The following is a 26,794-nucleotide window of genomic DNA, read 5'->3' as shown; positions in this document are numbered from 1 at the left end:
ACAGTCGAACGACGAAGTGTCAACCTTTAATGCTTGGGAGCGACAAAATAACCACATTCGTCATGTCGGTACGCTCAAGTGACCGCCGGACAAGGCTTTTATCCCGGCAGGCAACAACTGGCAGGTCGCCATCGTGAGCGGGGAATGTTTCAGTGGTATGAAGCGTGGAGGTGCGGTCGGAAAAACCCGCGCGCACAAAAAAGGCCACTCGTTCGAGTAGCCTTTTTTGATGTTTGGTTGCGGGAGCCGGATTTGAACCGACGACCTTCGGGTTATGAGCCCGACGAGCTACCAGACTGCTCCATCCCGCGTCTGTGAGGCGGCATTCTACAGAGGAACGACGAGCTGTCAAGCAAATGACAGAAAAAAGTGCTTTTTCTTCAACTGGTTAGCGGTTCTCACTCAGAAGGTACGGGCAGCGCAGGCCGCTACGGGGGCCTGTCAAAGGGTTTGAGCGGTTGCTTTGGACGTGAGGCTGCTCGTGCATTTCCCGTCAGTGATCTGGCGTGGTGAGTGTCAGACCGATGCTTGAATGAGATACTGCCCAGCCTGTTTCCTACGACCACATGTTATGCCGCAGCGCAAAATTATCCATATCGACTGTGACTGCTTTTACGCTGCCATTGAAATGCGTGACGATCCGCGTTTGGCGGGTAAACCGCTGGCGGTCGGCGGGGCGGCGGACCGGCGGGGTGTCATCGCAACCTGCAATTATGAGGCGCGTGCCTATGGCGTGCGTTCAGCGATGTCATCGCGTCATGCGCTTTCGTTGTGCCCGGATCTGACCATTGTGAAGCCGCGCATGGATGCTTATAAAGAAGCGTCGAAGGAAATTCATACCATCTTTCGCGACTACACGGACCTCATCGAGCCACTGTCGCTGGATGAAGCCTATCTGGATGTCTCTGACTGCAGCCATTTTGCGGGTAGCGCCACGCGCATTGCTCAGGACATTCGACGGCGCGTTTCCAACCAGTTGCACATCACCGTTTCCGCAGGTGTGGCGCCCAACAAGTTTTTGGCCAAGATTGCCAGCGACTGGCGCAAGCCGAACGGGTTGTTCGTGATTACGCCGGATCAGGTCGAAGCGTTCGTGGCCGAGCTCTCTGTCTCCAAGCTGCATGGCGTGGGCAAAGTCACGGCCGACAAGTTGGGTCGCCTGGGCATCATCAGTTGTGCGGATCTGCGCGGCTGGGCCAAGTTGTCACTGGTGCGCGAGTTCGGGTCATTCGGTGAGCGGCTGTGGAACCTGGCGCACGGCATTGATGAGCGCCCCGTTCAGAATGATAGCCGCCGTCAGTCAGTCAGTGTCGAGAACACCTACGATACTGATTTGCCTGATCTGGCCAGTTGCCTGGAAAAGCTACCCGCGCTGTTGGAGAGCCTGAACGGTCGTATCGCCCGTATCGACACGCTTTACCGGCCAGGAAAGCCTTTCGTGAAGGTGAAGTTTCATGACTTTACTCAGACGACACTGGAGCAGGCCGGGGCGGGGAGGGATCTGGAAAGTTACGAGCAACTGCTGACTCAAGCATTCGCACGCGGTGACAAGCCGGTGCGATTGCTGGGCATTGGGGTGCGGCTCCACGATCTGCGCAGCGCGCATGAGCAACTGCAACTGTTCAATTGATGAGCGTTATTCGCTGCCCACGGGCACAGCCACCAGTCGGCCCGCGTCTCTGGCCAGAGACTTGAGAAACTCATGCTGCAACTGAGGATCGTTGCGGGTCATCTCGATCAGCGACTGTTCGAGTTCGCTGGCCTGCTCTTCCAGACCCAGCTCCGACAAGCGTTTGACCCGGTACACCCACTGACTGACTTCATCGTCTTCCAGATCGTCGTAGATCAGGTCGTGCGCTTCGATCAACTTGCCGCGCAACGACTTGCTCAGCGGCAAGCTGGCACTGGCTTGCACATGAGTTTGTTCATCCTCGACTTTGAAGCTCAGTTGGGTGACGCGGCTCAGATCTTTTTCGGCGAACGGGCTGTCCAGCAAGTTAACGCGCAAAACGCCATTACGGTCTGTGGTCAGCTCGTCAGTGTCCTTTCCGGCTTTTATCTCAACCGGGCTTTCGCTCCATGGCAGGCTGGTGTGTTCGATCCGGTGGTCGCGCTGGACTTCGTCGATGCCGGCAAGGTTCTGCTGTGCGCGCCCATGTGAAGGGGCGTTCATGAACGGGTTGATGCCGGCGATCCCGTAACTGAGCCAGTCTTTGGTGACGCTGTCGGGCAGGCTGCCAAAGGTCAGCACATTGACCACGTTCGCACCGACACCTGCGACAATCGCAACCGCGCCCAACGGGATTTCGTAAATTTCGCGCCAGGGTTGATAGGGGGTGTAGCGATCATAATGGCGAGTGACATCGTATTCGGTGATGTCGAAGGTTTTCAGCTCGTGAATTTGGACACGGCGTTGAGGCAATTCAAGGGTCTTGGGTTCGCCAACGTCGATTTGAAAGTTGTGGTCGAGCAGTTTGCGCTCGATGCGTTCTTCGTGTTCGCTGCGTTGAGACAGATGGTTGGCGCAACCGCTGACGAGCAGGCTGCCGCACAAAACGGCGCCTGCGAGGCTTGAGGAACTTCGCTTTAACATGAGATCTCTTGTTGCAGGCGGGCTTGCCTGGACAAAACGGATAAAAGCGCGCCCGCCTGAAGCGGACGCGCCATCGACTCAGCGCTTGATCCGGTCCTTGAGGAAGGACAATACGTCGGCCACAGGCAAGGCCCGGGCTTCAGATTCGGTGCGGCTCTTGTACTCCAGATTGCCTTCGGCCAGACCGCGGTCACTGACCACGATACGGTGCGGAATGCCGATCAGCTCCATGTCCGCGAACTTGATGCCGGGGCTGGTTTTCTTGTCACGGTCATCCAGCAACACCTCGAAACCGGCAGCGGTCAGTTCCGCGTACAGTTTATCGGTCGCTTCACGAACGGCTTCGGTTTCATAGCGCAGTGGGACCAGGGCGATCTGGAACGGTGCCAGCGCGTCGCTCCAGATGATGCCGTTGTCGTCGTTGTTCTGCTCGATGGCGGCCGCCACCACGCGGGAAACACCGATGCCATAGCAACCCATGGTCAATGTCACGGGCTTGCCGTTCTCGCCCAGTACCTGGCACTTCATTGCGTCGCTGTACTTGGTGCCAAGCTGGAAGATGTGACCCACTTCAATGCCGCGCTTGATGATGAGGGTACCCTGACCGTCCGGACTTGGATCGCCTTCGACGACGTTACGCAGGTCGGCAACTTCCGGAACCGGCAGATCACGCTCCCAGTTCACGCCGAAGTAGTGCTTGTCGTCGATGTTGGCGCCAATACCGAAATCGCTCATCAGCTCGACCGAACGGTCGATGATGCAAGGCAGTGGCAAGTTCAGTGGGCCGAGCGAACCGGCGCCTGCGCCGATGGCGGCACGCAGTTCGGCCTCGCTGGCCATCACCAGTGGGCTGGCAACCCGTGGGTGGTTGGACGCCTTGATCTCGTTGAGCTCGTGGTCGCCACGAATGATCAGCGCGATCAGCTTGCCCTCTTCGGCAGCGTGGACCACGAGTGTCTTGACGGTTTTCTCGATGGGCAGACCAAACTGCTCGACCAGTGCGGCGATGGTTTTTGCGTTAGGGGTGTCGACCAGACGCAGCGCTTCGGTCGCAGCACCACGGGATTTTTCGCGTGGAATCGCTTCGGCCTTCTCGATGTTGGCGGCGTAGTCGGAGGTGTCGCTGAACACAATGTCGTCTTCGCCGGATTCGGCCAGTACGTGGAACTCATGGGAGCCGGCACCACCGATCGAACCATTGTCCGCTTCCACAGGGCGGAAGTTCAGGCCCAGGCGAGTGAAGACGTTGCAGTACGCCTGATGCATCCGGTCGTAGGTTTCCTGCAGGGAATCCTGAGTCGCATGAAAGGAGTAAGCATCCTTCATGATGAATTCGCGGCCGCGCATCAACCCGAAACGTGGGCGGATCTCGTCACGGAACTTGGTCTGGATCTGGTACATGTTGATCGGCAGCTGTTTATAGCTGCTCAGTTCGTTGCGCGCCAGATCGGTGATGACCTCTTCGTGGGTCGGGCCCGCGCAGAAATCACGGTCATGACGGTCTTTCAGGCGCAGCAGCTCAGGGCCGTACTGCTCCCAGCGACCGGATTCCTGCCACAGTTCCGCAGGCTGAATACCGGGCATCAATACTTCCAGCGCGCCTGCAGCGTCCATTTCTTCACGAACGACGGCTTCGACCTTGCGCAGCACACGCAGGCCCATGGGCAGCCAGGTGTAAAGACCGGAAGCGAGTTTGCGAATCATGCCGGCACGAAGCATCAGCTGATGGCTGATCACGACCGCATCGTTTGGCGTTTCTTTCTGTGTGGCGAGCAAATATTGACTGGTACGCATGGTCGGCCGTTGTCGGTTGCTGTGACTGGGAAATGACCTGGCATTGTACGGTGGTGATACGGTCGAGTACAGGGCGCACGGGCGTCGCCGCGCAAGGGATTGACAGAGTTGCGGGCATGAAAAAGCCCGGCACGAGGCCGGGCTTTTCTATAACGAGTGTCAGACAGCGCGATTACAGAACCGAAATCGGGTAGTCGACGATCAGACGGAACTCGTTGATATCGCCTTCGCCTTGGTCGGTGTTGGCGCGGTGCCAAGCTTGACGAATACGGAAAGACAGGTCTTTTGCAGGGCCGGTCTGAACAACGTATTTGGCTTCAAGGTTGGTTTCGTGGTGCTTGCCGTCAGCGCCATACAGGCCTGTATAGGTGCTGTTCGATGGGGTGTGGGTGCCATCGATGTCGGTACCGTTGATGTAACGGGTCATGAAGCTCAGACCCGGTACGCCGTACGGAGCCATGTTCAGGTCATAACGAGCCTGCCAGGATTTTTCGCCAGGACCGTTGAAGTCGGAGTACTGAATCGAGTTCGCCAGGAAGATCGAGTCGCCACCGCGGTTGTTGTCGCCGATACCGATGTAGTCGAACGGTGTATCACCGTTAACTTTCTGGAAGGCCAGGGTCAGGGTATGGGCTGCCAGGAAGGAGTAGGCTGCAGAAAGCGAGTAGGTGTTGTTGCTGATGTCGCCTGCTTTCTTGCTGCCGGTGTCCTGGGTGTTGTAGTAGTTGAAGTCGAAGGCCAGGGACTGGTCATCGGTCAACGGCAGTGCGTAGTTCACGTTGCCGTAGTACTGGTTCCACACGTCTTCCAGTTTGTTGTAGTAGAAACCAACGCCCAGGTTGTCAGTGATCGAGTACTTACCGCCACCGTAGGTGGAGGACTTGGAAGTCACACCTGCGTAGGTCGCCCAGATGTCGCCGTCACGGTTGGTTTCGTCCTGGCTGGTGCCCGACGTGAAACGACCCGCTTCAACGTCCAGACCTTTGATCTCGCTGCTCTGCAACGTCACGCCAGTCGCCGTTTGTGGCAACAGACGGGAGCCGCCGACTGCGAAAACCGGGTTCTGCGGCTGCATGTCGCCGATTTTCAGCTCGGTTTTCGAGATGCGGAATTTGACGGCACCGCCGGCTTTGCCGAAGCTGTCGTGGTTGTCGCCATTGCTGTCGGTCGACAGGTTGCCAGAACCAGAGTACTTGTCGGAGCCGTCCAGTTTGAAGCCGGCATAGCCGAAAGCATCAACACCCACACCGATCAGACCTTGGGTGTAACCGGAGCTGTAGTTAGCCCAGAAACCTTGCGTCCAGTCTTTATCGTCTACGGCGCCGTTTTTCTTGTCGCGGTTAAAGTAGTAGTTGCGAGCCTTGACGTCCAGCTTGCTACCTTCAACAAAACCAGTTGCTTCGGACTGATCGCTTACGAATGCCGCAGCCGATGCCAATTGGGTACTGGCCGCAGTAACTGCCAGGGCGATTGCGCTCCACTTCATCACTCTCATCGTGACTTTGCTCCTTTGGTTTTAAGAAGAGTACCGCCGTTCACCTGTTTTTTTATCTGAACGGCTCTTTCTTTTTGGTGTCGGCGAAACTTATAGCACGCTGACATTATTGGCGATAGTTACGAACCTATCCTTTCAATTTCTTTACGGCCATGTCGCAAATCAGCTCTGTCCATGTCGCTCCTGAACAGCTCCTTAATCCCTTGGTCGTACAACTACCGTAGTACTTTTCGACACTCAGGCTCCGTATCCGCAGTGGTCCGAACCCTGTCATGCCGAACGCCCCCACGACACGTTTGCTCGTCCTCTACCCTTCGATCGGTACCCGGGTCTGCGGCTCGTTCTGTTCGATCCTGTGTGTGACAAAGCAACAACCGTGCACAAAGTTCCCGCGCACGTGAAAAAAATGTGGTTGGAGGTGTAAATACTTTCAGATATCTTTTTAACTCACTGATTTTAAACGCTAAAAAAATCCAGAAAAAAAGGTTTTGCGGTCTCTGTGGGAATCAGGTTAACCCGCAAAAATGTCACTGGCGTTACCTGTTACCGGGAGCAAGTGGGTAATTGGCGGATAGATCATGCGGTTTCTGTCGAAGGAGTGAGTCGTTTTGGTGCGCGCCGGTATCATATCGCCTGAATTTGGTACGGCGGTGCCTGATTCGCAGTGTCAGTTGACCTGAAAGTCAGTAGGTGAGCAGGCTAAACGCATGGGATACCTTGATTTTAAAGGCCCGTACCGTGCTTTTTGAGGAGCTTCAGCTGCGTGAATTGGCCTGATCGACTGCTTCATGTCAGTGCGGACACGGTTTTCTTGGTCGGTGCTGGTGCGCCTGCCGTTTTTTGTCTAAAAGTGACTCCATGCCAACAGCGTATGGGCAAAATGAGCGAAAGAAGGGCGGTGGCGTGATTCGCCGCCTATTCCCGAGTATCCTGCTCGGTATTACAGACAATGTGTTTCGGCAATTTAATAGGTCGAAACCTAACCCGGCGATCAGGAGTTATTGCGTGTTCGTTTTGGATCAGCGCTTGTTACAGGACACTTTGCCCGTGGGCGATTTCCCGCTTTCTCGGTTGCTATTGTCGAATGACTCGCAATACCCGTGGTTCATTCTGGTGCCACGCCGACCGGATATCAGTGAAATATTTCAGTTGTCCGATGCTGAGCAGGCGCAACTGTGGAAGGAGACAACTATTCTTTCCAAAGCGCTTAGTCACTTGTTTCAAGCTGACAAAATGAATGTCGGGGCGTTGGGGAACGTCGTCAGTCAACTTCATATGCATGTCATTGTTCGCCACAAGCATGACATTGCATGGCCCGCGCCGGTCTGGGGCAAGCATCCGGCAGTGCCGTATACAGCTGAGCAACTGGCGGACATTCTCGTGCGTCTGAAAACGGCGTTGACAGCAGATTTCACTTTTACGGAAGGCAGGCCATGAACCTTGATGAGCGGGTAATGGAACTGGAAAGCCGGCTGGCCTTTCAGGACGACACCATTCAGGCACTCAACGATGTGCTGATCGCGCAACAACGCAGCCTGGAGCGTATGCAATTGCAGATGGCGGCATTGATCAAGCGACAGGAAGAGATGGGTGGGCAGTTCGAGGCGTTCGAAGAGGACGCCCCACCGCCTCATTATTAAACCTGGATGCATAAAAAACCGCGCCTGAGCGCGGTTTTTTTATGGGGGCATCACTTACCGACGTGGCAGCGCGGCGATCACGTCCTCGGCCTGCAGGCCTTTGTCACGGTTCATGACGGAAAACTCCACACGCTGACCTTCGACGAGCACACGATGGCCTTCGCCACGAATGGCGCGGAAGTGCACGAAAATATCGTCGCCAGAGTCGCGTGAGATGAACCCGAAACCTTTGGAGGTGTTGAACCACTTAACGGTACCGGTATCGCGGTTGCCAAGTTCATGAGGTTGTGCGGCAGGAGAAGGAGACGACTTATAAAAGCTGACCCCGAGGTGGACTGCCACTGCGACCACCACCGCCAGCAGGCTCACGAGAACGGCTGGCTGACCCGCGATGGTTTCCAGCGGGACGAGCAGCGTCAGGATTTGAAGAACGACGGCCAGCACCAGCAACACACTGACCAGATTTTGCAATTGGTGACGCGGGCCTTTATTCCAGTAAGGGATCACTGGCGCAAGCACCAGGTTAATCAGGCCAAAGAATGCCAGGTACAGCGCATCCGGTTGAGACAGGTAGGAAGACAGCGCTTCACTACGCAGGCTGGGTATGAATGAAAGCAGCAGGGCAGCAGCGCCCGTTAGCAGGTGGACTATTTTCAACATTTCGATAACTCACATTTAAGATGGATCACGAGGAAATAGCTGGCCACGTTCGGTACGCTTCTGAAAAAAGGGAGGCGTGATGCACGAGCACGGGTCCAGCCTATGCGCTACAGCCTGTTGGCACGTCAGCAGCGACACATCTGTATTTAACAGCAAAGCCGGTAGCTACTCAAATCAAGCGCTTAGCGTGACTGATTGCGGGGGATGGTGGCGTTTTGTCTCATGTTTAGCCTGCGTCGCCAAAGCCTGTACCAGAGCCATCAGGGCGATAAACACGTTTTTGGTAAAACAACAATGTGCTCCACAGCGTTTTTTAACGGGTTCAAGTTGAGCTGGCGGCGGTGCTGGTCTTGGTTCGTCCGCCCAGTCATACCCACGGATGGCTGCGCAGGCGGCCGCGTCTTGATAGAGTGCTGATAGCTCATTGAAAAAACCATCCTGTAAAGAGGGCAACGCATGGCAATCGATATCGGTATCAGCGAAGAAGATCGCAAGTCCATCGTCGAGGGGCTTTCCCGACTGCTGGCAGATACTTATGTGCTGTACCTGAAGACCCATAACTTTCACTGGAATGTCACCGGTCCGATGTTTCGTACCTTGCACCTGATGTTCGAGGAGCAATACAACGAACTGGCGCTGGCGGTCGACTCTATCGCCGAGCGTATCCGTGCGCTGGGTTTCCCGGCTCCTGGCACCTACTCGACGTATGCGCGCCTGTCTTCGATCAAGGAGGAGGAAGGCGTTCCGTCCGCCGAGGACATGATCCGTTCGCTGGTGCAGGGTCAGGAAGCTGTTACGCGCACCGCACGCGGTATTTTTCCGCTGCTCGACAAGGTGAGCGATGAGCCCACGGCCGACCTGTTGACTCAACGCATGCAGGTTCACGAAAAGACCGCATGGATGCTTCGTGCGATGCTCGAAAGCAAGTAATGGTGTAGTGAGCGGCACGCACTGCCGCTCACTGAACCTGTCGGGTCGGGTACCCGGTCCAACCTACGGGTAGAAAGCGCAATGCCATGAGCGCCGCGACGTTCGTTGTGCTTTCACCTTGAGTGAGTACTTTTTTCGGTGCGCTGACTGCGTTAACTGACGAAAAAATACATATATAACGCCAATTATCTTATTTGGATTTTTCGAGTCGTGATTCTCGAAATTTCCCCTTCTACTGTGGTGATGTCCTACGCCATCTGAGTATGGCTTCTGCTGGTGAACCCCTGATGAATAGGGCTTGATAGACGTGTTGTTGATTTGATTTCAAACATTTCTATGGCTGTATTCGTCAATGCGTCAAGGGGGTTAAATGAGTCAAGATGCTGCACGGGAAATCAAGGAAGCTCATCGATGTTTTAAGATTCAACACGATCCATTCATCGAAAGCTTCAATATGAACCTCGCGCAGCCTCAAGCGCGCTCGGTCAGGCTTAACGGGCTGGCCACATGCCTGAGGCTGGAGGAGGTGTACTGGGACATCCTGTCCGAGATTGCACGCTGCAACAATTGCTCTATCAATGCAGTATTGTCTTACATCGATCGGGAAGTTCACTTGCGCTACGGCGGGGTAAAGAACTTCAGCGGTCTGATTCGCGTAGTGTGTGTCGCGCATCTGTTGAAAGCCGAAGGCTTCCAGCTGTCGCCTCTCTGAATCCGGATCAATCCGGCAGGATCTCTTTTTGCGGGTGCGCCCCCGGCGGACCCGCCTTCGGTAACGGTCACCTGGCAGCGAGACACGTTCGTGCCGGGTGACTTCTTTGCGCGTATCGCCCGACGCGGCTGCACAGCCATGATTAACCCTATATAATCCCCCGCCTTACTATGGAAGGCAGGGACTGACCGTCGGGTTGAACTGCATGCCAAGGCTCCTGCACCATTGCGCACTGGCGACGGGCGAGAGCTCCACCGAATTCGAATTACGAGAAGTGAACACACGATCATGATGCGCAGCCATTATTGCGGCCAACTGAACGAAAGCCTGGAAGGTCAGGAAATTACCCTTTGCGGATGGGTCCACCGCCGTCGCGACCACGGGGGTGTGATTTTCCTCGACATACGCGATCGTGAAGGTCTGGCTCAAGTGGTTTTCGATCCGGATCGTGCAGACACCTTTGCCATTGCCGACCGTGTTCGCAGTGAATACGTGGTCAAGCTGACCGGTAAGGTTCGTGCGCGTCCCGCCGGTGCGGTCAATCCGAACATGGCGTCCGGTGCCATCGAAGTGCTGGGTTACGAGCTGGAAGTCCTGAACGAATCAGAGACCCCGCCATTCCCGCTGAACGAATACTCCGATGTCGGCGAAGAAACCCGCCTGCGTTATCGCTTCATTGACTTGCGTCGCCCTGAGATGGCCGAAAAGCTGCGCCTGCGTTCGCGCATCACATCCAGCATCCGCGGCTTCCTCGACAGCAACGGTTTCCTCGACGTCGAGACGCCGATCCTGACGCGCGCTACCCCTGAGGGGGCTCGCGACTACCTGGTCCCTAGCCGTACCCACGCGGGCAGCTTCTTTGCCCTGCCGCAATCGCCTCAGCTGTTCAAGCAACTGCTGATGGTCGCGGGCTTCGATCGGTACTACCAGATCGCCAAATGCTTCCGCGACGAAGACCTGCGTGCCGACCGTCAGCCTGAATTCACCCAGATCGACATCGAGACCAGCTTCCTCAACGAGGCCGACATCATGGGTCTCACCGAGAGCATGATTCGCAAGCTGTTCAAGGAAGTGCTGGATCTGGAGTTCGGCGACTTCCCGCACATGACCTTTGAAGAAGCCATGCGCCGCTACGGCTCCGACAAGCCTGACCTGCGTAACCCGCTGGAGCTGGTGGATGTTGCCGATCAGCTCAAGGATGTCGAATTCAAGGTCTTCAGCGGCCCGGCCAATGATCCGAAATGCCGCGTGACCGCACTGCGCGTTCCAGGCGGTGCGAGCATGCCGCGCAGCAAGATTGACGACTACACCAAGTTCGTCGGCATCTATGGTGCGAAAGGCCTGGCGTATATCAAGGTCAACGAACGCGCCAAAGGCGTCGAGGGCCTGCAGTCGCCAATCGTCAAGAACATCCCGGAAGCCAACCTGAACGTGATTCTGGATCGCGTCGGCGCGGTAGACGGCGACATCGTGTTTTTCGGTGCCGACAAGTTCAAAGTCGTCAGCGAAGCGCTGGGTGCCTTGCGTATCAAGCTGGGTCACGACCTCAACCTGCTCACCTGTGAGTGGGCACCGATGTGGGTCGTCGACTTCCCGATGTTCGAAGAAAACGACGACGGCAGCTTCACGGCGCTGCACCACCCGTTCACCGCGCCGAAGTGCTCGCCGGAGGAGCTGGAAGCCAACCCGGCGACCGCATTGTCCCGTGCCTACGACATGGTATTGAACGGCACCGAGCTGGGTGGCGGTTCGATCCGTATCCATCGCAAGGAAATGCAGCAAGCGGTCTTCCGTCTGCTGGGTATTGCCGAAGACGAGCAGCAGGAGAAGTTCGGCTTCCTGCTCGACGCGCTGAAATACGGTGCGCCGCCGCACGGTGGTCTGGCCTTCGGCCTGGACCGTCTGGTCATGCTGATGACGGGCGCTCAGTCGATTCGTGAAGTCATCGCCTTCCCGAAAACCCAGAGCGCTGCCGACGTCATGACTCAGGCGCCTGGCCTGGTGGACGCCAAGCAGTTGCGTGAGCTGCACATCCGCCTGCGGGAAACGCCGAAGGCTGAATAAAGAAGGTGAGGGGTGAGTCGTTTCGAGAACTCGCCCCCGGTTTCCAGCCCGAGAGGGCACGATTCGAGTAAAGCGTCCTCGTTCGAGCGATCGGATGCAGGGCGTGTGTGTTTCAAGGTTTGGAGCGTGTTATGGCTGGTCATTCCAAGTGGGCGAACATCAAGCACCGCAAAGAGCGTCAGGATGCCAAGAAAGGCAAGATCTTCACCAAGTGGATTCGCGAGCTGACGGTTGCGGCTCGTCAGGGGGGCGGTGATCCGGCTTCGAACCCGCGTTTGCGTCTGGCTCAGGACAAGGCGCTGGGCGCAAACATGAGTCGCGACATCATTGACCGGGCCATCGCACGGGGCGCAGGCGCCGCCGATGCCGATGACATGGTCGAACTGGGTTATGAAGGCTATGGCCCGGGTGGTGTCGCTGTCATGGTTGAAGCCATGACCGACAACCGCAACCGTACGGCAGCCGCTGTGCGTCACGCGTTCAGCAAGTGCGGCGGTAATCTGGGGACTGACGGTTCGGTGTCCTATCTGTTCGAGCGTAAAGGCCAGATTTCATTTGCCCCGGGCGTCGATGAGGATGCATTGATGGAAGCGGCAATGGAGGCTGATGCCGACGATGTCGTGACCCATGAAGACGGCTCGATCGATGTCTTTACATCCTTCGCCGGTTTCTACGCCGTGCGAAACGCGCTCGAGGCCGCCGGCTTCAAGGCCGCTGATGCGGAAATCGTGATGCAGCCGACCACCAGTGCGGTGCTGGATCTTGAAATGGCGGAAAAGGTGCTCAAGCTGATTGACATGCTCGAGGACCTGGATGACGTGCAAAACGTTTATTCCAATGCTGAAATCCCGGACGAGGTGATGGAGCAGCTTGGCTGATCACAACCCTCGGCTGGACCGGAGGCCGGAGGCACGAAGCGCTGACTCGATCACCGCTATCGGCCTCCGGCTTCTGCCTTTATGCTGCGTTCAATTGTGCGCATCACTTCTCAAGCTGCAGGCGTTATGACTCTTATTCTAGGTATCGACCCCGGTTCGCGAATCACCGGTTACGGCGTGGTGCGTGACACGGGGCGCGGCTGCGAGTACGTGGCTTCTGGCTGTATCCGCACCGGCAGTGGCTTGCTGCATGAGCGGTTACAGATCGTTTATCGCGGGGTGCGTGAGGTGATTCAGACCTACGGGCCGATGACCATGGGGATTGAGAAGGTGTTCATGGCTCGCAACGCCGATTCTGCGCTCAAGCTCGGGCAGGCGCGGGGGGCTGCGATCGTAGCCAGTGCCGAAGAGGGCCTGGAGATCGCCGAATACACCGCCACCCAAGTCAAACAGGCGGTGGCTGGTACGGGCGGCGCGAATAAGGACCAGGTCATGATGATGGTCATGCATTTGCTCAAACTGACTCAGAAACCCCAGATTGACGCGTCGGACGCCTTGGCAATTGCATTGTGCCATGCTCATACGCGGTCCAGCCTGATCCCTCATGGTCTGAATACCGCACGCAGTCGTGGGGGGCGCTTGCGTCTCTGATAGCATCATTCGCTTATAAAATTTCACTTGCAGCTCGCGTGAGTCCTGCAACCATGGCGACCAGGGTTCAGCCCGGTCCATCGCAGCGGCGGGCTACTGGAAAGGATCTGATACGTGATTGGACGTTTACGTGGTGCGTTGGTCGAGAAGCAGCCGCCGCACCTGGTGCTGGATGTCAATGGTGTGGGCTACGAAATCGAGGTCCCCATGACCACGCTTTATCGCTTGCCGCATCTGGGCGAGACGGTGACGCTGCATACCCATCTGGTGGTGCGTGAAGACGCGCACTTGCTCTTTGGCTTTTACGAAAAGCGTGATCGCGAGATGTTTCGCGAGTTGATTCGTCTGAACGGCGTCGGGCCGAAGCTGGCGTTGGCATTGATGTCCACGCTGGAGGTCGACGAGTTGGTGCGCTGTGTCCAGGCGCAGGACACTTCCGCACTGACGCGTGTCCCCGGCGTCGGCAAGAAGACGGCCGAACGCTTGCTGGTCGAGCTTAAAGACCGCTTCAAGGCATGGGATGCGTTGCCGGGTACGTTTGCGCTGGTGTCGGAAGGGCCTGGCGCGCCTGTTCAGGTCGCCACGGCCGAGTCGGATGCCATCAGTGCTCTGGTTTCTCTGGGCTACAAGCCTCAGGAAGCGAGCAAGGCGATCACCGCGATCAAAGACAAGAATCTGAGCAGTGAAGACCTGATTCGCCGCGCACTCAAGGGGATGATGTAAGTGATCGAAGCAGACCGCCTGATCGCCGCCACTGGCCGCGACCGAGACGAGCAACTGGACCGTGCCATCCGGCCATTGAGTCTCGCCGATTACATCGGTCAGCCAACGGTTCGCGAACAGATGGAGCTGTTCATTCAGGCTGCTCGCGGACGCAACGAGGCGCTCGATCACACGCTGATCTTCGGCCCGCCAGGACTGGGCAAGACCACACTGGCCAACATCATCGCTCAGGAGATGTCGGTTTCGATCAAGAGTACCTCGGGCCCCGTGCTCGAAAGGCCGGGTGATCTGGCCGCGATCCTGACTAACCTGGAACCGCACGACGTGCTGTTCATCGACGAAATTCACCGCCTGTCGCCCATCGTCGAAGAAGTCCTGTACCCGGCCATGGAGGACTTCCAGCTCGACATCATGATCGGCGAAGGTCCTGCGGCGCGCTCTATCAAACTGGATCTGCCGCCGTTCACGCTGGTGGGGGCAACGACGCGCGCGGGCATGTTGACCAATCCGCTGCGGGACCGCTTCGGTATTGTTCAGCGTCTGGAGTTCTACAGCACCGCTGACCTTGCCACGATTGTGTCGCGGTCGGCCGGTATTTTGGGCTTGCACATCGAAGACGAAGGCGCTTTCGAGATCGCCCGTCGGGCCCGTGGCACGCCGCGTATTGCCAACCGCTTGTTGCGTCGGGTGCGGGATTTCGCCGAAGTGCGAGCCCAGGGGCAAATCACCAAGGCGATCGCCGACCTGGCGCTGAACCTGCTGGATGTCGACGAGCGCGGTTTCGACCATCAAGACCGGCGTCTGTTGTTGACCATGATCGAGAAGTTCGATGGAGGACCGGTCGGCGTGGACAACCTGGCGGCAGCGATCAGCGAAGAGCGTCATACCATCGAGGACGTACTCGAACCCTATTTGATCCAGCAAGGCTATATGATGCGCACACCTCGCGGGCGCATGGTGACGCGGCACGCGTACCTGCACTTCGGTTTGAACATCCCGTCCCGGATGGGCGATCGGCCGATTCCTGAAGAGCCAGCCGGCGATGCTGACGAATAAAAGCAGCGGCGACCGATTTATTCGCACGTTTGATGGTCAGACGGGCAGTCAGGTCGATGCGGTGGGCCGTCAGACAGTGAAAAACGATGAAAAACAGTTGCCTGGCCGGATTGGCAACCTGAGGAGTAAGCACTAGAGTATGCGCGCGCAAAACGGGGCTCAGTCGTTCGTACATCGCTGTCGCGTTTATTACGAGGACACCGATGCCGGCGGCATCGTCTACTACGTCAATTACCTGAAATTCATGGAGCGGGCTCGGACCGAGCGGCTACGGGAGCTGGGCTTCGCTCAATCCGTAATGGCCGGTGACGAGAACCTGTTGTTTGTCGTGCATTCCAGTGAGGCGCGGTATCACTCGCCGGCGCGACTGGACGATGAGCTGCTGGTCAGCGCCGAAGTAATCGAATTGAACCGTGCCAGCCTGCGATTTCTGCAACAGGTCAGGCGGGCCGCGGATGATGTGCTGCTCTGTGAGGGGCAGTTTTTGGTGGCGTGTGTGCGCGCCGACAGTTTGAAACCCCGGGCCATTCCCGAAACTCTGCGCGCGGCCTTTGCCGGCCAGAGCGGCGCGGGTACACATTCAGAGCAGGAGATACAGCGTGGAAGCTAACGTCGTCGACCATTCCTCCATGTGGAGTTTGGTCAGCAATGCCAGCGTGGTCGTACAGTTGGTGATGCTGATCCTGGTGGCCGCATCGGTCACTTCGTGGATCATGATTTTTCAGCGCAGCGCCATGCTGCGTGCCGGGCGCCGAGCGCTGGAAAGCTTCGAAGAGCGCTTCTGGTCGGGCATTGACCTGTCCAAGCTGTATCGTCAGGCCGGTAGCAACCCTGATCCGGATTCAGGTGTGGAGCAGATCTTCCGTGCCGGTTTCAAGGAGTTCTCGCGTCTGCGTCAACAGCCGGGCGTCGATCCTGATGCGGTGATGGAAGGTGTCGCACGTGCCATGCGTGTCGCCATTTCCCGTGAAGAAGAGAAGCTGGAGCAAAGCCTGCCGTTCCTGGCCACTGTCGGTTCCACCAGTCCCTATGTCGGTCTGTTCGGTACCGTCTGGGGGATCATGAACTCCTTCCGGGGGCTGGCCACTGCACAACAGGCCACGCTGGCCACGGTCGCACCAGGTATCGCCGAAGCACTGATCGCTACCGCCATCGGTCTGTTCGCCGCAATCCCTGCAGTAATCGCCTACAACCGTTTTGCCGCCCGCGGCGAGACCCTGATTGGCCGTTACTACACATTCGCCGACGAATTCCAGGCCATCCTGCACCGTAAAGTGCACACCAGCGAAGACTAAGCAGGTATTTCCCAATGGCTTTAATCGCTCGCGGCCGACGCAGCAAACGCAAGCCGGTCGCCGAAATGAACGTGGTGCCTTACATCGACGTGATGCTGGTGCTGCTCGTCATCTTCATGGTGACGGCTCCAATGATTAACCAGGGCGTGAAAGTCGACCTGCCCAAGGTCTCCAGCGAGGCGTTGCCGCAGGACAACAACAATCAGGTCCTGACCATTTCGATCAAGGCTGACAAGACCTACTACTGGAACCTTGGCAGCGAAGTCGATACCGACAAACAGATGGACAAGGCCATGACCTTGCCGCAGCTGACCAGTGCCGTGACCAAGATCATTGCGGCAGGTCGCGAAGCGGGCAAGCAGACTCAGGTCTTCATTCGTGGCGACAAGACCGTCGATTACGGTGCTGTAATGGGCACCATGGGCGGATTGCAGAAGGCCGGAGTCGGGAACGTTGGTCTGATTACCGAGGCGCCCTGATGCAGCCAATTCGAGAGCCGTCAGCCTCGGAAAGCTACTTCTGGCCCTCAGTCTGGGCTGTGGCACTGCACGTCCTGATTTTTGGTCTGTTGTTCGTCAGCTTCGCGATGACGCCGGAGCTGCCTGAAGCGAAGCCGATCGTGCAGGCCACGCTTTATCAGTTGAAGTCGAAAAGTCAGGCGACGACCCAGACCAACCAGAAGCTTGCTGGCGAGGCAAAGAAGTCCGCTGCGCGACAGACAGAAGTCGAGCAGATGGAACAGAAAAAAGTTGAACAAGAGGCGATAAAGGCGGCGGAACAAAAGAAAGCCGATGCCGCTCAAAAAGCCGAAGAGCAAAAGGCCGAGGAAGCGAAGAAAGCAGAAGAAGCCAAGAAGGCTGATGACGCGAAGAAAGCCGAAGCCAAAAAAGCGGACGACGCGAAGAAAGCCGCGCAAGAGAAACAATTGGCTGATATAGCCAAGAAGAAAGCCGAAGACGACGCGAAGAAGAAAGCCGAGGAAGACGCCAAACGCGCGGCCGCCGAAGAAGCCAAGAAACAGGCTGCCGAGGACGCTAAGAAGCAGGCTGCTGAAGACGCGAAGAAAAAGGCCGCCGAGGACGCGAAGAAAAAAGCGGCTGAAGATGCCAAGAAAAAGGCTGCGGAAGACGCGAAGAAGAAAGCCCAGGATGCTGCCCGTAAGTCGGCGGAAGAGAAGAAGGCGCAAGCATTGGCTGATTTGCTCTCAGACAAGCCGGAACGCCAGCAGGCACTGGCCGATGAAAAGGGTGACGAAGTGGCTGGCAGCTTCGATGACTTGATTCGCTCGCGGGCTGCAGAGGGTTGGGCACGTCCACCTTCGGCGCGTAAAGGCATGACAGTCGTGTTGCAGATCGGCATGTTGCCGGACGGTACGGTTTCTTCGGTGACTGTGTCCAAGTCCAGCGGCGATGGTCCTTTCGACAGTTCAGCAGTAGCAGCGGTCAAGAATATTGGTCGTTTGACAGAGATGCAGGGTATGAAACCTTCGGATTTCGCACCCTATCGTTCATTCAAGATGACATTCACACCTGAGGACCTAGCCTTGTGATTAACCTTCTTCGAGGATTGCTTGTCGTTCTTTGTTGCGCAGCGGGTTTCGCCGCTGCCGACGAAAAGAATATTCTGGTCACCAGCGGCAGTGACCGTGCCACGCCGATCGCGATCGTGCCGTTTGGCCTTCAGGGCGGCAGCGTGTTGCCTGAAGACATGGCTTCGATCATCAGCAATGACTTGCTGAACTCGGGCTACTACTCGCCCATCCCAAAGCAGAACATGATCAGCCAGCCTAGCCAGGCCAGCGAAATCATTTTCCGTGACTGGAAAGCACTGGGTGCCCAGTACGTCATGGTCGGCAGCATCACCCCGGCGGGTGGGCGTCTGCAGGTTCAGTACGCACTGTTCAACGTCGCGACCGAGCAGCAGGTTCTGACCGGTAACGTGTCGGGAACCACTGACCAGTTGCGCGACATGGCGCACTACATCTCCGACCAGTCGTTCGAAAAGCTGACCGGGATCAGGGGCGCGTTTTCCACCCGTCTGCTCTACGTCACCGCCGAGCGTTTCGCGGCCAACAACACCCGCTATACGCTGCAGCGTTCGGACTACGACGGTGCGCGCGCAGTGACGCTGTTGCAGTCGCGTGAGCCGATCCTGTCGCCGCGCTTTGCGCCGGATGGCAAGCGGATTGCGTACGTATCGTTTGAACAAAAGCGTCCGCGCATCTTCATTCAGCACATCGACACCGGTCGTCGCGAGCAGATCACCAACTTTGAAGGCCTGAACGGCGCACCGGCGTGGTCCCCGGACGGCAGCAAGCTGGCGATGGTTCTGTCGAAAGACGGCAACCCGGACATTTATGTGATGAATCTGGCGACTCGTCAGCTTTCGCGTGTCACTAATGACCCCGCCATCGATACCGAACCTTTCTTTGGTAAAGATGGCTCGACCATTTATTTCACTTCGGATCGTGGTGGTAAACCACAGATCTATAAAACGAGCATTAATGGCGGTGGCGCCGAGCGAGTCACTTTCATTGGTAACTACAACGCCAACCCTAAGTTGTCGGCTGATGAAAAAACGCTGGTCATGATCCATCGTCAAGATGGTTTTACCAACTTCAAGGTCGCGGCTCAGGATTTGCAGCGCGGTAGCGTAAAAATCCTTACGGATAGCAACCTTGATGAGTCGCCTACTGTCGCGCCCAACGGCACCATGGTAATCTACGCCACCCGCCAGCAGGGCCGGGGAGTCTTGATGCTCGTGTCCATCAATGGACGCGTAAGGCTCCCGCTTCCTACCGCTCAAGGCGAAGTCAGAGAACCTTCCTGGTCCCCTTACCTGAACTGACGCGGCGCTTTACGTTTTACTTAACACACTGGGGTTCATTAGGAGTTTCACGATGGAAATGCTGAAGTTTGGTAAATTTGCTGCGCTGGCTCTGGCCATGGCGGTAGCTGTAGGTTGCTCGTCCAAAGGCGGCGACAATGCCGGTCAAGGCGCTGCTGTAGATCCAAACGCTGGTTATGGCGCAAACACCGGTGCCGTTGATGGCTCCCTGAGCGAAGAAGCTGCTCTGCGCGCAATCACCACTTTCTACTTCGAATACGACAGTTCTGACCTGAAGCCAGAAGCCATGCGCGCTCTGGACGTTCACGCCAAGGACCTGAAAGCCAGCGGCGCTCGCGTTGTTCTGGAAGGTAACACCGACGAACGCGGCACTCGCGAATACAACCTGGCCCTGGGCGAGCGTCGTGCGAAAGCCGTTCAGCGCTACCTGGTTCTGCAAGGCGTTTCGCCAGCTCAGCTGGAAGTCGTGTCCTATGGTGAAGAGCGTCCAGTTGCTACCGGCAACGACGAGCAATCCTGGGCTCAAAACCGTCGCGTCGAACTGCGTAAGTAATTTGACATGCGAACGTGCCGCCGTGCTTTAACCGTTTTGGCTCTCACCCTTCCTCTTGCAGCGATGGGTGCGGTTCCTGTGGTCGATGACAACTCTGGCTCCGCTGGCAGCAGTTATCCGCCATCGGGTTATGGTACGGCGGGCGCCTACGCCGGAGGTGGGGCGACGCCTCAGCCTTCGGCGCAAGGTCAGCTGTTCATGCAGTTGCAACAAATGCAGGATGAAATTTCGCGCTTGCGCGGAATGGTCGAAGTCCAGCAGAACGATATTCAGCAAATGAAGCAAGAAGCGCTGGATCGTTACAAAGACCTCGACTCTCGCATCGGAGCTGGCGGCGCACCCGCTGCTTCCTCTGCCAATAATTCTGGTTCCGACGGCGGCGTCAATGCCGGCGGAACACCCGCAGCACCCGCCGCTGGCGCAGCAGCCGGTCAGGCGCCGCAAGCCAGCAGCGAACCCGCTGATCCGGCGAAAGAGAAGCTCTATTACGACGCTGCTTTCGACCTGATCAAGGCCAAGGATTTCGACAAGGCCAGCCAGGCGTTCTCCGCGTTCTTGCGCAAGTACCCGAACAGCCAGTACGCGGGCAATGCCCAGTACTGGCTGGGCGAAGTGAATCTGGCCAAAGGCGACCTTCAAGGTGCTGGTCAGGCCTTCGCCAAGGTCAGCCAGTTGTACCCCAAGCACGCCAAAGTGCCTGACTCTCTCTACAAGCTGGCGGATGTCGAACGCCGTCTGGGTCATACCGACAAGGTCAAAGGCATTTTGCAGCAAGTCGTCGCCCAATACCCGGGCACCTCGGCGGCACAGCTGGCTCAGCGTGACCTTCAGCGTCTCTGACGACCCGCTGGTTTGACCCTCGATTCAAGAAAGCCGCGCGTTGCGCGGCTTTTTTCGTTAGAATCTCGCACCCGAAATTCCGGTATTGATTACGCTTCTTTAGATTCTGCGAACGCAGGGTGTATGGAAGTGCCTGACGGAGGCGGATGGCCTGTTTAGCCGTTACGCCCGTGGCCCCTATGCAAGACACATTACGTATCACCGAAGTTTTTTACTCGTTGCAGGGTGAAACGCGCACGGCAGGCTTGCCTACCGTATTTGTGCGCCTCACTGGTTGCCCGTTGCGTTGCGGTTATTGCGACAGCGAATACGCCTTCACGGGCGGCACCCTTCAAACCCTCGACTCGCTCATGGAGCAAGTTGCCAGCTTTCGTCCCCGCTATGTCTGCGTCACCGGCGGAGAGCCTTTGGCTCAGCCAAATGCGATCCCGCTGCTCAAGCGCCTGTGCGATGCCGGGTACGAGGTGTCGCTGGAAACCAGTGGTGCGCTGGACATCTCGAAGGTCGATCCGCGTGTCAGTCGCGTGGTGGACCTGAAAACGCCCGGCTCCAGGGAAGTCGCTCGCAACCGATATGAAAATATCGAGCTGCTGACGTCCAATGATCAGGTCAAGTTCGTGATCTGCTCGCGGGAAGACTACGACTGGGCTGTTTCGAAGATCATCCAGTACGGGCTTGATCGCCGCGCGGGCGAGGTGCTGTTTTCTCCCGTTCACCGCGACCTGAATGTCACCGATCTGGCCGACTGGATCGTCGCGGACAACCTGCCGGTACGGCTGCAGTTGCAGCTGCATAAAATTCTCTGGAACGACGAGCCGGGGCGCTGACATGAGTGAACAAACGATGACTGAGAAACGAGCGGTAATTCTGCTGTCTGGCGGTCTGGATTCGGCGACCGTGGTTGCCATGGCAAAAGCCGACGGTTTCGCCTGCTACACCATGAGTTTTGATTACGGGCAGCGTCATCGCGCCGAGCTTCAGGCGGCCGAACGCGTCGCGAAAGATCTGGGTGTGGTCGAGCACAAGGTGATTGGCCTTAACCTGAATGGCATCGGCGGTTCGGCACTGACCGACAGCAGCATCGCCGTGCCTGAAACGCCGGGTGAAGGCATTCCTGTGACCTACGTGCCTGCGCGCAATACCGTCTTCCTGTCATTGGCGCTCGGATGGGCAGAAGTGCTGGGAGCGCGTGACATCTTCATCGGTGTGAATGCCGTTGATTATTCCGGTTACCCGGACTGCCGACCGGAATTCGTCGAGTCGTTCGAGCGGATGGCGAACCTGGCGACCAAGGCCGGGGTGGAAGGGCAGGGCTTCACGATTCGGGCCCCATTGCAGATGCTCAGCAAGGCCGACATCGTCAAGGCGGGCACACGTCTGGGTGTCGATTACGGCCTGACCGTTTCCTGCTATCAGGCGGATGATCAGGGCCGTGCATGCGGCAAATGTGACAGCTGCCGACTGCGCGCCGAAGGCTTCTTGGCCGCTGGTGTACCGGATCCGACACGTTATTTTTAAGTTTTTTTAAATCAGGTGTTGAATTACTGAGAAAAATCAGTAATATACGCGCCACCACGAAGCGGGTCGTTAGCTCAGTTGGTAGAGCAGTTGGCTTTTAACCAATTGGTCGTAGGTTCGAATCCTACACGACCCACCATCTTCAAAACCCGAGAGGTCCACGAAAGTGTGAATTCTCGGGTTTTTTTTTGCCCTGGATTCAGTGGGTTCACTCAGCCGGTGCGGAGCCGTTCAAGGTAGGCGCAAAACATGTCGGCCATGGCGTTGGAGTAGTTCTCGATCTCTGCGGCGGTCCGAGGGCTTTCGGAAAATGCCTTGCCCACGGTGCTCATCGTTGTCTTTATCAGATCGGCTGCCTGCGCTCTCACGGTCTGCTGTGCCTCAGGCAAGACCTCTTCCATGAAACGTTGTATGGCGCGCTCGCCGGTTGCCTTGGCTTCCTGTGCCTCGGGCGCGTGCCGGTACAGCGGTGCTGCGTCGTCGAGTGCGATGCGCATGTCAGCTTCTTCGCATTCTGAACAAATGAAGGTGTGGACCAGATTCCGTAGCCGCTGAAAAGGCGGCGTGGCGGTGTCACCGAGGATGCGGGTCAGCAGTTCGGTCGTTTGTTTCCACTCATCGCTTTGCAATCGGAACAGGATGGCGGCCTTGTTGGGGAAATACTGATACAGCGAGCCAATGCTCACGCCTGCTTTTTCCGCCACTCTGGCAGTGGTGAATCGGGCAGCACCTTCTTTTGCCAAAACCTGAACAGCCGCTTCGAGAATGATGGAAACGGAAGCTTCCGAGCGCGCCTGTTTTGGCTTTTTACGCTGAGAAATCGAGGGGTTACGGGAATCAGTCATGGCGGCTCGACAATGCGAATATTAAATGTGAGTGATTCGTCGCATTCTAGTCCGGCGTTGAGATTGACGCCTCTTTTAATCCGGAGATACGCATGAATACACTGACTTCCGCCCCCGTCGCCCCGTTGCTGAACCGCCTGTTCGCCGAGGCGTCCGAACAATCGCCCATGTCCCTCCCAGGCGCGTCCGAGCTCTCACGGGAGGATCTGGACCGTCTGATGCGCAGCAAGACCGACTACCTGGATTTCTACACTCGCTTGAAAGATTTTCCGCTCGCCGTGTCGCGCGACACGGGCGCTCTGCTTTACATGCTGGCGTGCAGTTGCAAGGCACGCACCATTGTCGAGTTCGGCACCTCGTTCGGGATTTCGACGTTGCACCTGGCGGCAGCGCTGCGAGACAACGGCGGCGGTCTGCTGATTACCAGCGAATTCGAGTCCTCGAAAGTGGCGCAGGCCCGCAACAATCTGGCTGCGGGTGGTTTGCTGGACCTCGTGGAAATCCGTGAGGGCGATGCGCTGCTGACCTTGGGGCGGGACCTTCCTGACAGCATCGACCTGGTGTTACTCGACGGCGCCAAGGCGTTGTATCCCGAGATTCTGGATTTGCTGGAAGGGTGCCTGAAGCCGGGCGCGCTGATCGTCGCTGACAACGCCGACTACGCGCCGGAGTATCTGGCGCGTGTCCGGTCTGTGGAGCAGGGCTATATCTCCATCCCGTTCGCCGATGACGTCGAGTTGTCGATGCGGCTGGGGTGAGGAGGGCGGTCGGTAAGTGATCGCTCAACAGGTTACGTGATACATTCGCCGCCGCTTTGCGCAACCTCCCGCTGTGGTCCTCAAACGACTGCAATGCGGGAGGAAAACGCACCGCGAATCCCGATCGCCGCACGCCCAATGAGCCGTGTGCAAGGCGGGAAACTTCATCACCGTGAGGGTTTCCCCGCTTTATTTGTTGCCTGTTGTTCAGGTGTAAACTCGACGTTCGCGCTTACGCGCATTCAGGTCCTGCGAACATGACACAGATTTCCGAACGCCTTCTGGTGCAGGCGCACCTAGACGCCAAGCAGCCCAAGCCGCTGACCCCGGAAGAGGAAGCCGAGTACCGCCGCCTGATCGCCGCCGAGCTGAAGGCTCAGGACGCCGTACTCGTCGCCCACTATTACTGCGATCCGGTTATCCAGGCCCTGGCGGAAGAAACCGGCGGTTGTGTGTCGGATTCCCTCGAGATGGCACGCTTCGGCAAGAACCACCCGGCGAAGACCGTGTTGGTGGCCGGGGTGCGTTTCATGGGCGAGACCGCAAAGATACTGACGCCTGAAAAACGCATTCTCATGCCGACCCTGGAGGCAACCTGCTCGCTGGACCTGGGTTGCGGTGTCGACGAGTTCACCGCGTTTTGCGACCACCATCCCGAGCGTACCGTGGTCGTTTACGCGAACACCTCGGCTGCCGTGAAGGCCCGTGCTGACTGGGTGGTGACCTCCAGTTGCGCGCTGGAAATCGTCGAGAGTCTGATGGACAACGGCGAGAAAATCATCTGGGCGCCGGACAAGCACCTGGGGCGCTATATCCAGCGGGAAACCGGTGCCGACATGCTGTTGTGGGACGGTGCCTGCATCGTTCACGAAGAGTTCAAGTCACGCCAGCTCGAAGACATGAAGGCGTTGTACCCGGACGCTGCGATCCTGGTCCACCCGGAGTCGCCGGAGTCGGTGATCGACCTGGCCGACGCAGTAGGCTCGACCAGTCAGTTGATCAAGGCGGCACAGACGCTGCCAAACAAAACGTTTATCGTCGCCACCGACCGGGGCATCTTCTACAAGATGCAGCAGCTGTGCCCCGACAAGATTTTCATCGAAGCCCCCACCGCCGGTAACGGTGCGGCCTGCCGCAGTTGCGCGCACTGCCCGTGGATGGCCATGAACACGCTGGCGCGCACCCTGCAGTGTTTGCGTGAAGGGACGAACGAGATTTTCGTCGATCCGGCGATCATCCCGCACGCCGTTCGACCGCTGCAGCGGATGCTGGACTTCACGCAGGCGGCCCGCTTGAGGCTTTCAGGTAACGCCTAGTCAACACTCGTAGGAGCGCGCTTGCCCGCGATAGCAGAGTGTCAGCCGCCGCTACGGTTCAGGCATTCTGCAGTCGCGGGCAAGCGCGCCCTTACATTCGGCATTTGATCAATTCATCATCTCTTTCACCGCCCGCTCCTGAGCGATGATTTCCTGCTGCCGTGCGTCGATCCGCGAAGCCAGCTGGAAGTTATTGTTCGCGCGCCGCTTGGCGAACTCGAGTTGTTGAATGGCCTGCTTGAAATCCCCCATCAATGCGAAATATTCCGCGCGCGCCTGATGCAGGCCGATGGTGTTGCCCGAGAGGCCACGCGCGTCGGCCACCTGGCTCCAGATGTCCGGGTCATCCGGGCGGCTTTTAAGCAGTGTTTCCAGCGATTTCAGCGCTTCAGGTGCCTTGGACTGTTTCAGCAGAACGTCGACCTTGGCCTGATTGAGCGGATAGTCGTCCGGGTAGAGGTTCAACATCCGGTCGACCCGCTGCTGAGCGTCAGGCAAGCGGTTGTTGGCAATGTCCAGATTCACCGCTGCGAGGTTGTACGTGATGTTGTCCGGGGATTTATCCAGCAGCGGCTTGAGCGTTTCGCGGGCTTCGTTCAACTGGCCCGCTTTGGTTTGCGCCAGGGCCAGGCCATAGCGGGCAGCATCGTTTTTCGGGTTCTCGGCCAGTTGCGCGCGGAAGCGCTTGGCGGCCATGCCCGGTGTTTCTTCGTAGATCAGCACGACCCGCGACCGCATCAGTTGATACGCGAGGCTGTCTTCCTTGCCGCCCGGTTTGGCCTGCTCGGCGCGGTTACGAGTGTCCGCGATACGTGACTCCGTGACCGGGTGGCTCATGAGGAATTCGGGCGGCTTGGCGTCGTAGCGATACTGCCGGGCGAGTTGTTCGAACATGTTGGGCATGTTGCGCGGGTCGTAACCGGCTTTTTCCAGATTGAGGATGCCGATGCGGTCGGCCTCCGCTTCGTTCTGGCGAGAGAAGCGGGCCTGTTCCTGAATCGCTGCGGCCTGAGTGCCGGCAATGGCGGCGATACCGGCATCACCGGCACCGGCGGCAGCCATGACAATGCCGGCGAGCATCGCCGCCATCACAGGCACCTGCATGCGTTGTTGCGCCTGAACGCCTCGGGCAAAGTGACGTTGCGACAAGTGAGCCAGTTCGTGTGCGAGTACCGCAGCAAATTCGCCCTCGGTTTGAGCGTGCAGGAAAAGGCCGCCGTTGACCCCGATGATCCCGCCGGGCGCCGCGAAGGCGTTGATCTCCGGCGTGTTGATCAGGATGAATTCAAGGCGGCGGTCTTGCACCTGACTGGTTTCGGCGAGGCGGTAAACCGTGGTCTCGACGAAATCTTTGAGTTGCGGGTCGGAAAGCTGAGCCACCTGCGAGCGCAGCAGTCCGAGCCAGGCCCGGCCCAGGTCATGCTCCTGTTGAGGCGAAACAATGGAGGAGCTGGCATCGCCAAGCGATGGCAGATCGTCCGCGAAAACCGGGTTTGCCATCAGGCAGGCGAGCGTCAGCAGTGTGGGGCGCAGAAAATTCATGCACGAAACTCTGAGGCAGAAAGTCGTTACTGTAGCTGGCTCAATGGCTTGCTGACCAGAGTGGGGTATTCTTGCACGCCTGTA

At 57.6% G+C, this 26,794-nt stretch carries 26 protein-coding genes, 2 tRNA genes and 2 pseudogenes; 22 read left to right on the top strand and 8 right to left on the bottom strand.

The window, feature by feature from the left end; genetic code table 11:
- Positions 1-234: 234 nt before the first annotated feature.
- A tRNA-Met gene (locus BMY73_RS19730) sits at positions 235-311 on the bottom strand.
- 260 nt (positions 312-571) lie between these two features.
- On the opposite strand from BMY73_RS19730, the gene dinB reads away from it, so the two are divergent.
- Positions 572-1,630 (top strand): DNA polymerase IV, encoded by a 1,059-nt coding sequence (gene dinB, locus BMY73_RS19725; RefSeq protein ID WP_062382767.1) that lies wholly within the window; start codon positions 572-574, stop codon positions 1,628-1,630.
- Positions 1,631-1,636: 6 nt separating this feature from the next.
- On the opposite strand, the gene BMY73_RS19720 is transcribed toward dinB, so the two are convergent.
- The 3 genes from BMY73_RS19720 to BMY73_RS19710 all read right to left on the bottom strand — a co-directional run bounded on the left by BMY73_RS19720 (position 1,637) and on the right by BMY73_RS19710 (position 5,882).
- On the bottom strand, positions 1,637-2,593 hold the full coding sequence (locus BMY73_RS19720; RefSeq protein WP_092409169.1) for a hypothetical protein: 957 nt from the start codon (positions 2,591-2,593) through the stop codon (positions 1,637-1,639).
- Positions 2,594-2,671: 78 nt separating this feature from the next.
- Positions 2,672-4,387, bottom strand: a complete 1,716-nt coding sequence (locus BMY73_RS19715; protein WP_092409167.1) for a proline--tRNA ligase — start codon at positions 4,385-4,387, stop codon at positions 2,672-2,674.
- A gap of 172 nt (positions 4,388-4,559) precedes the next feature.
- Positions 4,560-5,882 carry an OprD family porin gene (locus BMY73_RS19710; protein ID WP_062382760.1) on the bottom strand — a complete coding sequence of 441 codons (1,323 nt, stop codon included), beginning with the start codon at positions 5,880-5,882 and terminating at the stop codon, positions 4,560-4,562.
- Between the two features lie 1,005 nt (positions 5,883-6,887).
- On the opposite strand from BMY73_RS19710, the gene BMY73_RS19705 reads away from it, so the two are divergent.
- Both BMY73_RS19705 and BMY73_RS19700 read left to right on the top strand, forming a co-directional pair.
- Positions 6,888-7,319 carry an HIT domain-containing protein gene (locus BMY73_RS19705; protein WP_092409165.1) on the top strand — a complete coding sequence of 144 codons (432 nt, stop codon included), beginning with the start codon at positions 6,888-6,890 and terminating at the stop codon, positions 7,317-7,319.
- Positions 7,316-7,522 carry a SlyX family protein gene (locus BMY73_RS19700; RefSeq protein WP_092409163.1) on the top strand — a complete coding sequence of 69 codons (207 nt, stop codon included), beginning with the start codon at positions 7,316-7,318 and terminating at the stop codon, positions 7,520-7,522. The genes BMY73_RS19705 and BMY73_RS19700 overlap by 4 nt, the downstream gene beginning before the upstream one ends.
- Before the next feature lie 54 nt (positions 7,523-7,576).
- On the opposite strand, the pseudogene BMY73_RS28935 reads toward BMY73_RS19700, so the two are convergent.
- A pseudogene (locus BMY73_RS28935) lies at positions 7,577-7,789 on the bottom strand (cold shock domain-containing protein); the annotation flags it as partial.
- A gap of 117 nt (positions 7,790-7,906) precedes the next feature.
- Positions 7,907-8,182: pseudogene (locus BMY73_RS28930) on the bottom strand (cold shock domain-containing protein membrane protein); the annotation flags it as partial.
- Between the two features lie 456 nt (positions 8,183-8,638).
- On the opposite strand from BMY73_RS28930, the gene BMY73_RS19690 reads away from it, so the two are divergent.
- The 17 genes from BMY73_RS19690 (at position 8,639) to BMY73_RS19610 (ending at position 22,388) form a co-directional block, all read left to right on the top strand.
- The gene (locus BMY73_RS19690) at positions 8,639-9,112 is read left to right on the top strand and encodes a Dps family protein (RefSeq protein ID WP_062382752.1); all 474 of its coding nucleotides are present in this window, start codon (positions 8,639-8,641) and stop codon (positions 9,110-9,112) included.
- Between the two features lie 370 nt (positions 9,113-9,482).
- Entirely contained in the window at positions 9,483-9,824 is a 342-nt protein-coding gene (locus BMY73_RS19685; protein ID WP_062382749.1) for a ribbon-helix-helix domain-containing protein, read from the top strand.
- A 288-nt stretch (positions 9,825-10,112) separates the two neighbouring features.
- The gene (gene aspS / locus BMY73_RS19680) at positions 10,113-11,888 is read left to right on the top strand and encodes an aspartate--tRNA ligase (protein ID WP_062382747.1); all 1,776 of its coding nucleotides are present in this window, start codon (positions 10,113-10,115) and stop codon (positions 11,886-11,888) included.
- Positions 11,889-12,019: 131 nt separating this feature from the next.
- On the top strand, positions 12,020-12,766 hold the full coding sequence (locus tag BMY73_RS19675) for a YebC/PmpR family DNA-binding transcriptional regulator (protein ID WP_062382744.1): 747 nt from the start codon (positions 12,020-12,022) through the stop codon (positions 12,764-12,766).
- A gap of 126 nt (positions 12,767-12,892) precedes the next feature.
- On the top strand, positions 12,893-13,417 hold the full coding sequence (gene ruvC / locus BMY73_RS19670; protein WP_062382742.1) for a crossover junction endodeoxyribonuclease RuvC: 525 nt from the start codon (positions 12,893-12,895) through the stop codon (positions 13,415-13,417).
- 114 nt (positions 13,418-13,531) lie between these two features.
- Positions 13,532-14,140 (top strand): Holliday junction branch migration protein RuvA, encoded by a 609-nt coding sequence (gene ruvA / locus BMY73_RS19665; protein ID WP_092409161.1) that lies wholly within the window; start codon positions 13,532-13,534, stop codon positions 14,138-14,140.
- Positions 14,141-15,196, top strand: coding sequence for a Holliday junction branch migration DNA helicase RuvB (ruvB, locus tag BMY73_RS19660; RefSeq protein WP_062382737.1), 1,056 nt, complete (start codon positions 14,141-14,143; stop codon positions 15,194-15,196). It begins immediately after the preceding gene.
- A gap of 139 nt (positions 15,197-15,335) precedes the next feature.
- A complete protein-coding gene (gene ybgC / locus BMY73_RS19655; protein WP_092409159.1) occupies positions 15,336-15,806 on the top strand; it encodes a tol-pal system-associated acyl-CoA thioesterase in 471 nt (156 codons plus the stop codon).
- Positions 15,796-16,491: a protein TolQ gene (tolQ, locus tag BMY73_RS19650; RefSeq protein WP_062382732.1), complete on the top strand. Its 696-nt coding sequence runs from the start codon at positions 15,796-15,798 to the stop codon at positions 16,489-16,491. Before ybgC ends, tolQ begins: the two co-directional genes overlap by 11 nt.
- A gap of 14 nt (positions 16,492-16,505) precedes the next feature.
- Complete coding sequence (tolR, locus tag BMY73_RS19645) at positions 16,506-16,970, top strand: protein TolR (RefSeq protein WP_062382730.1); 465 nt, start codon at positions 16,506-16,508, stop codon at positions 16,968-16,970.
- Positions 16,970-18,040 (top strand): cell envelope integrity protein TolA, encoded by a 1,071-nt coding sequence (tolA, locus tag BMY73_RS19640; protein WP_092409157.1) that lies wholly within the window; start codon positions 16,970-16,972, stop codon positions 18,038-18,040. The genes tolR and tolA overlap by 1 nt, the downstream gene beginning before the upstream one ends.
- A complete protein-coding gene (gene tolB, locus BMY73_RS19635; protein ID WP_062382726.1) occupies positions 18,037-19,338 on the top strand; it encodes a Tol-Pal system beta propeller repeat protein TolB in 1,302 nt (433 codons plus the stop codon). The genes tolA and tolB overlap by 4 nt, the downstream gene beginning before the upstream one ends.
- A 52-nt stretch (positions 19,339-19,390) precedes the next feature.
- Positions 19,391-19,891 carry a peptidoglycan-associated lipoprotein Pal gene (pal, locus tag BMY73_RS19630; protein WP_062382725.1) on the top strand — a complete coding sequence of 167 codons (501 nt, stop codon included), beginning with the start codon at positions 19,391-19,393 and terminating at the stop codon, positions 19,889-19,891.
- Between the two features lie 6 nt (positions 19,892-19,897).
- The gene (ybgF, locus tag BMY73_RS19625; protein ID WP_092409155.1) at positions 19,898-20,731 is read left to right on the top strand and encodes a tol-pal system protein YbgF; all 834 of its coding nucleotides are present in this window, start codon (positions 19,898-19,900) and stop codon (positions 20,729-20,731) included.
- Positions 20,732-20,910: 179 nt separating this feature from the next.
- Positions 20,911-21,558 carry a 7-carboxy-7-deazaguanine synthase QueE gene (gene queE, locus BMY73_RS19620; protein WP_062382719.1) on the top strand — a complete coding sequence of 216 codons (648 nt, stop codon included), beginning with the start codon at positions 20,911-20,913 and terminating at the stop codon, positions 21,556-21,558.
- Between the two features lie 16 nt (positions 21,559-21,574).
- A complete protein-coding gene (gene queC / locus BMY73_RS19615; RefSeq protein WP_175500218.1) occupies positions 21,575-22,249 on the top strand; it encodes a 7-cyano-7-deazaguanine synthase QueC in 675 nt (224 codons plus the stop codon).
- Positions 22,250-22,312: 63 nt separating this feature from the next.
- Positions 22,313-22,388 (top strand) — tRNA-Lys (locus BMY73_RS19610).
- Between the two features lie 73 nt (positions 22,389-22,461).
- Here BMY73_RS19610 and BMY73_RS19605 read toward each other — a convergent pair.
- The gene (locus BMY73_RS19605; protein ID WP_092409151.1) at positions 22,462-23,094 is read right to left on the bottom strand and encodes a TetR/AcrR family transcriptional regulator; all 633 of its coding nucleotides are present in this window, start codon (positions 23,092-23,094) and stop codon (positions 22,462-22,464) included.
- A 92-nt stretch (positions 23,095-23,186) separates the two neighbouring features.
- Here BMY73_RS19605 and BMY73_RS19600 point away from each other — a divergent pair, with 92 nt between their 5' ends.
- Complete coding sequence (locus BMY73_RS19600) at positions 23,187-23,852, top strand: O-methyltransferase (protein WP_092409149.1); 666 nt, start codon at positions 23,187-23,189, stop codon at positions 23,850-23,852.
- A 257-nt stretch (positions 23,853-24,109) separates the two neighbouring features.
- A complete protein-coding gene (gene nadA, locus BMY73_RS19595) occupies positions 24,110-25,168 on the top strand; it encodes a quinolinate synthase NadA (protein WP_092409147.1) in 1,059 nt (352 codons plus the stop codon).
- 108 nt (positions 25,169-25,276) lie between these two features.
- On the opposite strand, the gene BMY73_RS19590 is transcribed toward nadA, so the two are convergent.
- Positions 25,277-26,710: a M48 family metalloprotease gene (locus BMY73_RS19590; RefSeq protein ID WP_092409145.1), complete on the bottom strand. Its 1,434-nt coding sequence runs from the start codon at positions 26,708-26,710 to the stop codon at positions 25,277-25,279.
- Between the last annotated feature and the right edge of the window lie 84 nt (positions 26,711-26,794).

Origin of the sequence: Pseudomonas sp. NFACC02 (genome assembly GCF_900110765.1) — a bacterium.
GTDB lineage: Bacteria > Pseudomonadota > Gammaproteobacteria > Pseudomonadales > Pseudomonadaceae > Aquipseudomonas.
This window is presented reverse-complemented; position numbering and strand designations above follow the sequence as displayed.